At 76.0% G+C, this 11,512-nt stretch carries 9 protein-coding genes; 6 read left to right on the top strand and 3 right to left on the bottom strand.

Going from position 1 to position 11,512, the window contains the following annotated elements; genetic code table 11:
• Positions 1-198 precede the first annotated feature (198 nt).
• The 3 genes from ACIQVD_RS03255 to ACIQVD_RS03245 all read left to right on the top strand — a co-directional run bounded on the left by ACIQVD_RS03255 (position 199) and on the right by ACIQVD_RS03245 (position 1,701).
• A complete protein-coding gene (locus tag ACIQVD_RS03255) occupies positions 199-738 on the top strand; it encodes a ribonuclease domain-containing protein (RefSeq protein WP_402285659.1) in 540 nt (179 codons plus the stop codon).
• 118 nt (positions 739-856) lie between these two features.
• The gene (locus tag ACIQVD_RS03250) at positions 857-1,354 is read left to right on the top strand and encodes a hypothetical protein (protein WP_402285656.1); all 498 of its coding nucleotides are present in this window, start codon (positions 857-859) and stop codon (positions 1,352-1,354) included.
• On the top strand, positions 1,351-1,701 hold the full coding sequence (locus ACIQVD_RS03245; protein WP_400686607.1) for a transcriptional regulator: 351 nt from the start codon (positions 1,351-1,353) through the stop codon (positions 1,699-1,701). The genes ACIQVD_RS03250 and ACIQVD_RS03245 overlap by 4 nt, the downstream gene beginning before the upstream one ends.
• Positions 1,702-1,922: 221 nt before the next feature.
• Here the strand turns inward: ACIQVD_RS03245 and ACIQVD_RS03240 are convergent, their stop codons facing one another.
• Positions 1,923-2,648, bottom strand: a complete 726-nt coding sequence (locus tag ACIQVD_RS03240) for a GNAT family N-acetyltransferase (protein WP_402285653.1) — start codon at positions 2,646-2,648, stop codon at positions 1,923-1,925.
• Between the two features lie 652 nt (positions 2,649-3,300).
• Between ACIQVD_RS03240 and ACIQVD_RS03235 the strand changes: the two genes are divergently transcribed.
• Both ACIQVD_RS03235 and ACIQVD_RS03230 read left to right on the top strand, forming a co-directional pair.
• Positions 3,301-4,242 (top strand): PAC2 family protein, encoded by a 942-nt coding sequence (locus ACIQVD_RS03235; protein WP_282205659.1) that lies wholly within the window; start codon positions 3,301-3,303, stop codon positions 4,240-4,242.
• The gene (locus ACIQVD_RS03230; RefSeq protein WP_402285650.1) at positions 4,243-5,247 is read left to right on the top strand and encodes an SGNH/GDSL hydrolase family protein; all 1,005 of its coding nucleotides are present in this window, start codon (positions 4,243-4,245) and stop codon (positions 5,245-5,247) included. It abuts the gene before it with no gap.
• A 128-nt stretch (positions 5,248-5,375) separates the two neighbouring features.
• Here the strand turns inward: ACIQVD_RS03230 and nirD are convergent, their stop codons facing one another.
• Both nirD and nirB read right to left on the bottom strand, forming a co-directional pair.
• Positions 5,376-5,723 carry a nitrite reductase small subunit NirD gene (gene nirD, locus ACIQVD_RS03225; protein WP_400686614.1) on the bottom strand — a complete coding sequence of 116 codons (348 nt, stop codon included), beginning with the start codon at positions 5,721-5,723 and terminating at the stop codon, positions 5,376-5,378.
• On the bottom strand, positions 5,720-8,347 hold the full coding sequence (gene nirB, locus ACIQVD_RS03220; protein WP_402285647.1) for a nitrite reductase large subunit NirB: 2,628 nt from the start codon (positions 8,345-8,347) through the stop codon (positions 5,720-5,722). The genes nirD and nirB overlap by 4 nt, the downstream gene beginning before the upstream one ends.
• A gap of 455 nt (positions 8,348-8,802) precedes the next feature.
• On the opposite strand from nirB, the gene ACIQVD_RS03215 reads away from it, so the two are divergent.
• On the top strand, positions 8,803-11,484 hold the full coding sequence (locus ACIQVD_RS03215; protein WP_402285644.1) for a hypothetical protein: 2,682 nt from the start codon (positions 8,803-8,805) through the stop codon (positions 11,482-11,484).
• Positions 11,485-11,512: the final 28 nt, after the last annotated feature.

The following is an 11,512-nucleotide window of genomic DNA, read 5'->3' as shown; positions in this document are numbered from 1 at the left end:
GACCGCACCCCTCCGAAGGGGAGGGGCGTACGGCGGAGCTCGGCGCAGGAGAGCCGCCGTACGGGAAGCAGCCGGGGCGGGGACGGACAACGGCGTCCGTCCCCGCCCCGGCGGCGTTTCCCGGGTCCGGGCCTGGCTGGGTCGGGCCGGGCGCGTGCCGTGCGCCGTCCGGGTGAGCCGGTGCGGCAGGCTGGGGCCATGAACAGCCGAAACCGCCTGATCAGCCTCCTCGCCGTGGTCCTCCTCGGGATCGCGGCCGGAGTCGCCGCCCTGCTGAACGGCGGGCACGACTCGGACGGCGCGGGCAGCGCGAAGTCCCCGGCCACCGCGTCCGCCACCGCCGGCGTCAGCGCCGCCGCCACCGCCACCCGCAGCGGTGCCGCGGGCGCGCCCAAGCCCTCGGCCCCGGCCAAGTCGCCCACCGCCCAGGGCGGCTGGGTGCCCACCAGTTCGGCGCTGGCCGACGTCTGCCGCAGCAAGCTGCCCGCGCAGGCCCTCGACACCCTCGGCCTGATCGCCCGGGGCGGCCCCTACCCGTACCGCTCGGACGGTGTCGTCTTCGAGAACCGGGAGGGCCGGCTGCCCCGTCAGGGCAGCGGCTACTACCACGAGTTCACCGTGGTCACGCCCGGATCGGACGACCGCGGGACCAGGCGGGTCGTCACCGGTGGCGTGGGCGAGCAGTACTGGACCGCCGACCACTACGCCACCTTCCAGGAGATCGACCCGCGCTGCTGAGGAGCCTGTTGACGGTCCGTCGGAAAATTACTTTCCCCTCCGGAAAGCATGTGCCAGAGTGGTAGCACTTGATCCGGCAGCAGGCCGGATCCGACGGCATGTCCGCTCGGGGGATCCCATGGTTGACGACAAGCAGCACGCGCACGAGCAGTCCGAGAGGCTCACGCCCGCGGAGGCACTGGCGCTCGCCGAGCGCGCGCGGGCCGCCGCCCGGCGGCCCGCACCGATGCCCTGGTGGTACGGCCCCGGGGTGGGCGCCTCCCTCGCGGTCTACTGCGCGGCGATCGGACAGAGCTTCCAGCAGCAGGCGCACTGGCTGATACCGCTGTGCGCGGCCGGCCTGGCGGCGGTGCTGGCGGCGATAGTGCGGGTGGCCATGCGCTCCAGCGGCGTCGCCGCGCGGCTGGAGAAGGTGAAGATCCCGCCGAACGTCCTGTGGGCGCTCGGCCTGACGATCCTGGCCGCGGTGCTGGCCTGGCTCGGCACCTGGCTGGCCACCGGCGACCAGGGGTGGGCCATGGCCGCCGCGGGCGTGGTCGGCGGCTTGGCCGTCTGGGGTGTCATCACGATGGCCAATCGAGAGGTCAAGGAGCAGAGCATGAGCAGCGAGCGGTGAACGGACTCGACCCGATACTCCACCAGCCCACCAGGCTCACCGTCCTGGCCTTCCTCAGCGGATGCCAGGAAGCCGAGTTCTCCGTCGTCCGGGACTACTGCCAGGTCTCGGACTCGGTGCTCAGCAAGACCGCGGCGAGCCTGGAGACGGTCGGCTACCTGCGGGCCCGCAAGGGCTACGTCGGCAAGCGGCCCCGCACCTGGCTCTCCGCGACCTCGCCGGGCCGCGCCGCGCTGGCGGCGCACCTCGCGGGGCTGCAGCGCATGGCCGCCGCCGCGGAGGCGGCCGGTTCCGCGGCCGAGCCGGGGCCCGAGCCCGGCTCCGGCCCGGACGGGGCCGAGGGCTGAGCCGGGGCGGAGTGCCAGCAGGATCAGACCCCAGGAACGGAGGTGAGCCGAAGCCCGTGCTGTCCCCGCTCCTTGACAACTTGACAGAGTGCCGAGAAACCCCGCAGGGGAGACCCGGCGGCCGGGGCGTCCGGGTTGGCCGTGCGGCACCGCCGACACCGCACGTCCGCCCCGCCCCGGATCTCTCCGCCCCGGATCGCTCCGGGGCCCGCCCGGTCGGCTCAGGCGGCCGGCATCAGGGAGCCGCCGTGTCTAAGGCACTCCTGGTTGAGCGGCGCCGGGTCCGGCGCGCTGGGCGAGGTCGCGGCGGCGATCCGCAGCTCGATGATGTCCCGGACGGCGGGCCACTCCTCGTCCAGGATCGAGTAGAAGGCGGTGGACCGGACCACCCCGTCCAGACCGCGCGAGTGCGCCCGGCGGACACCCTCGGAGGTCGCGCCCAGCCGCTCGATGGCGATCCGGGAACGGGCGTTGCGGGCATCGGCCCGTAGCGAGATCCGCTGCACCCGCCACACCTCGAAGGCGTGTCGCAGCATCAGCAGCTTCGCCTCCGTGTTGATGCCGGTGCCCTGAGCCCGCGGGGACAGCCAGGTGTTCCCGATCTCCGCGGCGTCCGGCACCGCCTCCAGCGGGTCGCCGTGCGGGACGCCCGGAGCGGGCGGCCAGACCAGCGGGCCCTGCCAGTAGTCGAGTTCCAGGAACCGGGTCGAGCCCACGACCTGGTTGTCCGCGGTGCTCACCGTGGCGAACGGCATCGACCGGCCCGCTGCCCGATCGGCGAGGGCGCGCGCGATGTACTCCCGGGCGGCTTCCAGGCCATGCGGGACGGGAGTGAAGGCGTAGGTCGTACGGTCCTCGGAGCCGGCCACGGCGAGGGCCGCGGCGTGGTGCTCGGCGAGGGGCTCCAGCCGCACGGTGCGGCCGTAGAGGGTGACGGGTACGGGCACGGATCCTTCGGTCCTTCGGCGGTCGTCGGGGCCCGCGTGCCGGGTTCGCGGCGCGAGGGCTGTGGTCGTATCGCCCCGGCCCCGGAGAGCGGCCGCCCGGGGGCGCTACGCCAGAGGCTCGGGCGTGCGGCGGGACGGCAGCCCGGAGGCGGGCAGCGCGGTGCCGGTACGGACACGGGTCGACGGACCGATCCGGCGGGATGAGCGACGGGACAGTGTGCGTCCGCGAGATGGCCGAGAGAGAAACGAGATCACGAAGCGAAGCAGGCGGCCAGGTGAAGGCAAGGTGCGCATGGGAGGGCTGGCAGCGCAACGGACCGGGGCGTGGCCCACGACGTGACAGACGGCGTGGCGCGACGACGCGACGATGCGAGGCAGCGAGAGGACGATACCTGCCCGGAGGCGGTGCGTCACTTCGCGGCGCGCCAACAGGGGCGCACGGGTCCTCCCGGCACGCCGGGACGTCCCGCCGTCCCGCCTGGCGGACCGCGTGCCACGCCCGCGACCAGGCGCTTTGCCGGGAGGTGAGAGGATTCGAGAGACGGCGTGAAGACTCGTGCGGGGGCGGGAATGCCGACGGGCCGTCGCACGCTGGACAGGTCAGGTCCGAAAGCATTCCGAGACGACGAGACGGAACGGGGATGGATGCGCCGTGCGTGATCCCAAGGAGCTGTACGAGCTGGAGCCGCAGGGCGTGACGGCCCTGGCCGCGGCCCGCGCCGCCGCGGAGGCCGGCACCGGCCTGGTGCTGCTGTACCACTTCGAGGGCTTCATGGACGCCGGCGAGGCGGGCGGCCAGGTCGTGGCGCACCTGCTGGAGCAGGGATCCCCGCAGGTGGTGGCCAGGTTCGACCACGACCGGCTGGTCGACTACCGGGCCCGCCGCCCCGCGATGACCTTCGACCGCGAGAGCTGGACGGACTACGACCCGCCGGAGATCCTGCTCCAGCTGGCGCGGGACTCGGTGGGCGCGCCCTTCCTGGTGCTCTCCGGCCCCGAGCCGGACACCGAGTGGGAGCTGTTCGCGGCCGCCGTCGGCGACCTGGTGGAGCGGTTCGAGATCCGGCTCGCCCTCTCCTTCCACGGCATCCCGATGGGCGTCCCGCACACCCGCCCGGTCGGCCTCACCCCGCACGGCAACCGGGTCGACCTGGCGGCCGGCCACCCCAAGTGGTTCGACCAGGCCCAGGTGCCCGGCAGCGCCCAGGCGCTGGTCGAGTACCGGCTCACCCAGGCCGGGCACGACGTGCTGGGCCTCGCGGCCCACGTCCCGCACTACATCGCCCGCTCGACCTACCCGGCCGCCGCGGTGACGATCCTGGAGGCCGTCCAGTCCGCCACCGGCCTGGTCCTGCCCGGCAGCGAGCTGCGCGCCCGGGTCAACGAGGTCTACGCCGAGATCGAGGACCAGCTCTCCCAGGGCGACGGCGAACTGCGCTCGGCGATCCAGGGCATGGAGGGCCAGTACGACGCGGTCTCCGGCGCCGTCGGCCGGGAGAGCCTGCTCGCCGAGGCCAGCGACCTCCCCTCGGCGGACGAACTCGGCCGGAGGTTCGAGGAGTTCCTGGCCGAGCACGAGCGCGGCGCCGAGTAGGTGCGCCGCCGGAGGACGGTCGCCGCGGCGGCCCCGGTCCGTGCTGCCCTGATCGGTGCCGTCCTGCTCGGCGCGGCCGGGTGCGGTGCCGGGGCGGCCCTCCCGGCCCCCGGGCCCGACCGGGCCGCGCCGACCCCCGCGGCCCCGGCCTCCTCGTCCCCCACTCCCTCCGCCACCCCGGCCACTCCGGCCACCGGGCCGTACGCGGCCCTCGGGGACTCCTACACCTCCGGCCTGCGGATCCCGCCCCAGGGCGGATCCCCGCAGGGCTGCGGCCGCTCGGGTGCCAACTACCCGTCGCTGGTGGCCCGGCAGCTCGGCATCGCGGACTTCACCGACGTCAGCTGCAGCGGAGCCCGCACCGGAGACCTGACGGCCGCCCAGCGGACCGACGACGGCACCAACCCGCCGCAGCTGGACGCGCTCAGCACGGCCACCCGACTGGTCACGCTCGGGATCGGCGGCAACGACGCCGGCTTCCTCGACGTCCTGGGCCGCTGCGCGGTCGAGAACGTCCGGCACAGCCTGACCGGTCAGGGCGACGCCGCGCCGTGCCGGGCGTACTACACGACCGGCACCGGGCGGGGCGAGGTCCAGCGGAAGATGACCGCCACCGGCGAGCGGCTCACCGCGGCCCTCGGCGAGATCAGGCGGCGGGCCCCGCAGGCCGAGGTGCTGCTCGTCGGGTACCCGGCCCTGCTGCCGCAGGACCCGGCCCGCTGCGCCGAGACCCTGGGCAGCGGCATCGCGGGTGCCGACCTCGGTTTCGTCACCGAGCAGGAGCAGCAGCTGAACGGCATGCTCCGGCAGCGGGCCGAGGCCGCCGGGGTGGGCTTCGTCGACACCTACGCCTCCTCCGCGGGCCACGACATGTGCGAGGCCGCGGGCACCCGCTGGATCGAGCCCCTCGCCGCCGACCGGGGCCTGGCACCGATCCACCCGAACGCTCAGGGGCAGCAGGGCATGGCCGCCGCCGTCCTGGCGGCGCTCCGGCAGCAGCACTGACCCCGGCCCCCGTCGGCGGGACGACGGGGGCCGGGGCCGGTCGGGAGGGCCGGTCCGGTCCGGAAGAGGCCAGCCGGGCAGTGCGGTGGCGGCCGGGGCGGCCCGCCGGCCGGGTGCGCGCCGCCGGGTCAGGCGGAGCGGACGGCGTGGACGGTGATCCGGACACCCTCGTCGTCCAGGCACTCCCCGGTCAGCAGGTCGAAGCGCTGCTTGAGCAGCGGCGAGGCCACGTAGACCCGGCCGTCCGCGGTGGAGCCCAGCAGGCCCCGGGAGAGGACGTACGCGCCGGTGAACGGGTCGCGGTTGTCGACGGCGTAGAGGCGGTCGCTGCCGTCGCGGAACACGGCGGCCTGGCGGCCGTCCGGCAGCAGGACGGCGACGCCGCGGCCGGGGACCAGCAGGTCCCGGTCGCAGACCGGCGACCAGCCCGCGGCGGAGCGCAGTTCGACCCGGGTGGCAGAGGCGGTGGCGGTCATCGGGCTTCCTCCAGGATGCGGGCGGACGGGAACGGGGCGCGGTCGCGGTCGAGGGCGGCGAGCAGCTGCCCCTCGGTGGCCAGCAGCGCCAGGTCGGGCTTGACCTGGTCGCGCTCGGGGACGAAGCGGATGCTCGGGTCGGGTACCCCGGGGGCGTTGACGAAGGAGACGAACCGGCGCATCCGGTCGGGGTCGGCCAGGGTCGCCGCCCACTCGTCCTGGTAGTCGCCGATGTGCCGGGCCATCAGCGCCTCCAACTCGTCGGCGATGCCCAGCGAGTCCTCGACCACCACCTCGCGGACGTGCTCCAGGCCGCCCTCGATCCGCTCCAGCCAGGTGGAGGTGCGCTCCAGCCGGTCGGCGGTGCGGATGTAGAACATCAGGAACCGGTCGATCAGGCGGACCAGCTGTTCGTCGTCCAGGTCCTGGGCGAGCAGGTCGGCGTGCCGGGGCGTGGCACCGCCGTTGCCGCCGACGTACAGGTTCCAGCCGTTGGTGGTGGCGATGACGCCGAAGTCCTTGCCGCGGGCCTCCGCGCACTCGCGGGCGCAGCCGGAGACCGCGGACTTGAGCTTGTGCGGCGAGCGCAGCCCCCGGTAGCGCAGCTCCAGCCGGATCGCCATGGCGACCGAGTCCTGCACGCCGTAGCGGCACCAGGTGGAGCCGACGCAGGACTTCACGGTGCGCAGCGACTTCCCGTACGCGTGGCCGGACTCGAAGCCCGCCGCGACCAGCCGGCTCCAGATCATCGGCAGCTGGTCCACGCTGGCGCCGAACAGGTCGATCCGCTGACCACCGGTGATCTTGGTGTAGAGGCCGAACTCCTTGGCCACCTCGCCGATCACGATCAGCCTGTCGGGGGTGATCTCGCCGCCGGGGATGCGCGGCACCACCGAGTAGGAGCCGTTCTTCTGCAGGTTCGCCAGGAAGTGGTCGTTGGTGTCCTGCAGAGCGCCCTGCTCGCCGTCCAGGATGTGCCCGGAGGCCTCCAGCTCCGGCGCCAGCGAGGCGATGATCGAGGCCACCGTCGGCTTGCAGACCTCGCAGCCCTCCGCGCCCTCCGGCACCCGGCCGTGCTCGGCGAGCAGCCGGCGGTGCGTGGCGATCCGCTTGACCCGGACGATCTCGTAGAGCTCGGCACGGGTGTGGGCGAAGCACGGGCACAGGCCCCGGTCGACCTCGACGCCGCTCGCCGCCAGCTCGTCCGCGACGATCGTGCCGAGCAGCTTCACGCAGGAGCCGCAGTTGGTGCCCGCCCGGGTGCACTTCTTCACCTCGGGGACGGTGGCGCACCGGTGGTCCGTGACGGCCGCCCGGATCGTGCCCTTGGTGACGTTGTTGCAGCTGCAGACCACCGCGTCGTCGGGCAGCGCGGAGCCGCCCAGCGAGACCGCGGTGTCCGCGCCGGCCGGCAGCACCAGCGACTCGGCGGGGACGGGCAGCGGCCGGCCGGTACCCGCCAGCGGGCGGAGCGTGGCGTAGGCCGAGGCGTCACCGACCAGGATGCCGCCGAGCAGCGCCCCCTCGCCGGTCACCACCAGCTTCTTGTAGACGCCGGAGCGGGAGTCGGAGTAGACCACGTCGAGCGAGCCGGGCGTGCGGCCGAAGGCGTCGCCGAAGCTGGCCACGTCGACGCCGAGCAGCTTGAGCTTGGTGGAGAGGTCCGCGCCGGTGAACGGCTGCGGGGCCTGCCCGGCGAGCTGCCGGGCCACCGCGACGGCCATCTCGTAGCCGGGGGCGACCAGGCCGTACACCCGGCCGTCCACCGCGAGGGCGCACTCGCCGATCGCGAAGACGTGCGGGTCGGAGGTGCGGCAGTGCTCGTCGATCGCGATGCCCCCGCGCTCACCGACCGTCAGCCCGGCCTCGCGGGCCAGCTGGTCGCGGGGGCGGACACCGGCGGAGAACACCACCAGGTCGGTCGCCAGCTCGGAGTCGTCGGTGAAGGACATGCCGACCGCGCGCCCCCCGGCGACGGTGATCGCCTTGGTGCCGATGCCGGTGTGCACCACCACGCCCATCGACTCGATGGTCCGGCGCAGCGCCGCGCCGCCCGCCTCGTCGACCTGGACGGGCATCAGGCGCGGCGCGAACTCCACCACGTGGGTCTCCAGGCCGAGGCCCCGCAGCGCCCCGGCGGCCTCCAGCCCGAGCAGGCCGCCGCCGACCACCGCGCCGACCCTGGCCCCGGCCGCGTAGGACTCGATCGCCTGCAGGTCCTCGATGGTGCGGTAGACGAAGCACCCCTCGGCGTCCCGGCCGTCCACCGGGGGGACGAAGGGGTAGGAGCCGGTGGCCAGCACCAGGGTGTCGTACGGGAGGGTGCGCCCGGCGGCCGTGGTGACGGTCCGGGCCGCCGGGTCGAGTGAGACGGCGGGGGAGGAGAGGTGCACCTCGAACCCGTGCCGATCGGTGAAGCCCTCCTCGGCGAGCAGCAGGTCGTCCGCGCTCCGGCCGGAGAAGTACGAGGTCAGGCCGACCCGGTCGTAGGCGGGCCGGGGCTCCTCGGCGAGGACGACGACCCGGTAGCGGGCGGCCGCCCCGGTGTCGGCCAGGGCTTCCAGGAAGCGGTGGCCGACCATGCCGTAGCCGACCAGGAGCAGTGTGGGCTTGGTGGTGGTCATCGGGAAGTCCCTCCGAGGTCGCGCTCCGGGCGGTGGGGGCCGGAGCTGGCGGGCCGACCGGGCGCCGACCGGACCGCCGTCGGTCCGGGGCGCGGCACGCCTCCGGTCCCGCCGGAGGCCCCGACCGGGCGGGCCGCCGGTGGCCCGGAGCCCGGTCGCTGTCGTGCCACCGAGCATGTGCGGAGGGTGTTTCCCGACCGGGGCCGCGCTGTTTCACCGCCGGAACTTCGCCCTCAGCGGCACCGGGCGCCGACTGTGAGAGCGCCCGGTCCCGGTCCGGCCCGGCACCAGGCCCGGCCGGGCGCCCTCTACCAGGCGGCGGGCCCGCGCGGGGCGGGACCGCCGATCCGGAACGTGATTCGAGGAGAAGCCGGTACGAGGGGGTGGGGGAGTGCGTACCCTGCACGCAGGGGAACGGATTCGAAGATCCGGTCCGAGTCCGGCCGGGAGCTGGCATGACAACAGACGTGCAGGTGAGGGGCCGGGCGACCCGCTCCGCGGTGCTGCGCGAACTCCTGCCGCTCTGGGACGAGGCCCGCCGGACCGGCGGCCGGACGATCACCCAGGAACGGCTCGCCCGCACCGGCGGGATCAGCCCCTCCACCCTGCGCGGCTGGCTGTCCGGACGCTCGGTGCCCCGCGAGGCGGACCGACTCGCCGCGGTGGCCGGGGAGTTGGCCCGCGCCGCGGGTCGGCCGGTGCGGTCGGTCCACCACTGGTCCGCCCTGCTGGAGGCCGACCGCCTCCACGCCCGGCTCCCCCGGCAGCGGAACGACCGCCAGCCGCCCGAGCCGGCCGTCGGCGCGCCGTGCCCGGCCGTCCGGCGGTCGGTGACCGTCCGGGGCACCGAGGGCGCGGGCCGCCGCGTCCGGTCCACGGCGGCCGTCACAGTCGGCAGCGGCGCCCGCCGGGCCGTGAACAGCGGCCCCGTACCGGCCGGGGCGCGGCTGGTGAACCGCTACCGCTCGGCCCCGCCCGCCGCCCGGGCCGTCGTCGACGCGGCGCTGGACGCGGTGCGCCTCGGCCACCGCCCGGTCCTCCCGGCGGCGCTGCTGGCCGCGTCCGCCCCGCACTACCTGACGCCCCGCGAGCTCAGCGCCCTGCGCCCCGGCTGGGTGGCCGACGGGCTGGCCTACCTGCGCAAGGCGGTCCCCGGGACGGGCGCGCTGCTGACCGCCGGCCGGGCCGCGGGCAACCGCACCGCGGGCAGCCGCACCGGGGACGGTCGACCCGCCGCCGGTCGGGCACCGTACGGCGCCGCGGCGGCCCGCGCGGCGGAGGCGCTCCGGACGGCGGGCGGCCACGAGGTGCGGATCGCCGAGGCACTGGTGCGGCAGCTGCGGCCCGAACGGGAGGGGCGCACCGTCCCGGCCGGGCTGTGGGAGGGCCTGGCCAGGTACGCCCACCCCGCCGACCGGTCCGCCCTCGCGCGCTCGGCGGCGACCCGGGGCCTCACCCGGATCGCGGTCGGCCTCTGCGCCTCGGCCGCCGAATCGGGGGACCCGACCGCGCTCTCGATCGGTGCCGCCCTGCTCGCCGAGGCGGGCCGCACCGCCGAAGCGGCCGACTGGTACGGCGCCGCCGCCGACCGGGGAGTGCCGGAAGCCGCCGTCCGGGCGGCGGAACTGCTGGAGCGGGACGGCCGGTTCGCCCAGGCCGTCGACTGGTACGACCGGGCCGCCCAGCACGGGGACGTCGACGCCCACTGCCGCGGCGCCGAACTGCTCGGCCGACACGGCGAGATCGCACCGGCGCTGCACCGCTTCGAGGCGGCCGCCCGGGCCGGTCACCCCACCGCCCGCCACCGGGCCGGCCGCCTGCTCGCCGAACTCGGCCGCACCGACGAGGCGTTGGAGTGGTTCGAACGGGCGGCGGCCGACGGGCACCCCGAGGCGGCCGCCGACGGCGCCAGGCTCTGCGCCGCCGCCGACCGGATCGACCAGGCGGTCGCCTGGTGGGAACGCGCCTGGGCCCTGGGAACGGCCGCCGGCGCGCACGAGGCGGCCCGCACGCTGGAGGCCGCCGGCCGGATCGACGAAGCCGCCGCCTGGTACGAGCGCGCGGCGGCGTCCGGCGACGAGACCGCCTGGCACGAGGCCGCGGCCCTGCTCGCCCGGCACGGCCAGTACGGCAACCTCCCCTGGTACGCGCACATCGGCGACCCGCAGGCGCTGCGCGAACGCGCCGAGCGGTGCGAACGGGCCGGAGACCCGGGCGGCGCGCTCGACTGGTACCGGAAGGCGGCCGAAGCGGGCAGCGAGACCGCCCTCTTCCAGGGCGCCGACCTGCTGGAGCGGCACGGCGACCGCACCCGCGCCGTCCGCTGGTACGAACGCGCCGCCGCCCGCGGCGACGTCTACGCGATGCGCGAACTCGCCCGGCTGCTGGGCGAACTGGGCCGTCTCCGGGAGTCCGCCGACTGGTACCGGTCCGCGCTCGCGGCGGGCGGCCGCCCCGTCCTGCCCGCACCCACCGCCGCGGCCCCGCTCGCGCCCGGCCTCGGACGGTTCGAGCCGCCGCAGCCGCAGGCACCCGCCGACCCGGCCCCGCCCCGGGTCCCGGCCGCCCGCGGCGCGAGCCCGTCCGGACCGGGCACTCCCGGGGACGTCCCGGTGGACGTCCCCGCCGTCCGGCCCGGCCCGGCAACGCTGGACGAGGCGGTGGAACTGCTCAAGGAGGCCGGCCGGTTCTTCGAGGCGAGCCTGCTGCTGCGCTCCACCGACCGCCCGGAGCCGGAGCGGCTGCGCGAGGCGGCCCGGATGCTGTCCGGCGCGACCTGCGGCGACCGGGCCGTCGCCTGGGTGCAGCGGCTCGCCGACGGCGGCGACCGCCCGGCCGTCCGGGAGGCCGCCGAGATGCTGGAGAGCCGGGGCCGGGTCGACGACGCGCTCGCCTGGTACGGGCGGGCGGCGGACGAGGGCGACCGGGACGCCCTGCTCGCGGCGGCCCGGATGCTCGCCGAGCGCCGCCGGCCGCAGCACGCCGCGGAGTGGTACCGCCGGGCCGCCGAGGCGGGCGACCCGCTGGCCCACCGGGAGGCGCTGATGCTCCTCCAGGAGTACGGCGAAGCGGCCCGCCCCTCCGTCGGGACCGGCGCACCTGCCAGGGCGGGTGAACCGGGCGCCGACGGCCGGTGACCGGACGCGGCCCCTGCCGCACCGTCGC

Origin of the sequence: Kitasatospora sp. NPDC090308 (assembly GCF_044769485.1) — a bacterium.
GTDB lineage: Bacteria > Actinomycetota > Actinomycetes > Streptomycetales > Streptomycetaceae > Kitasatospora > Kitasatospora fiedleri.
The sequence above is the reverse complement of the archived record's forward strand: the minus strand, read 5'-3'. Positions and strand labels throughout refer to the sequence as shown.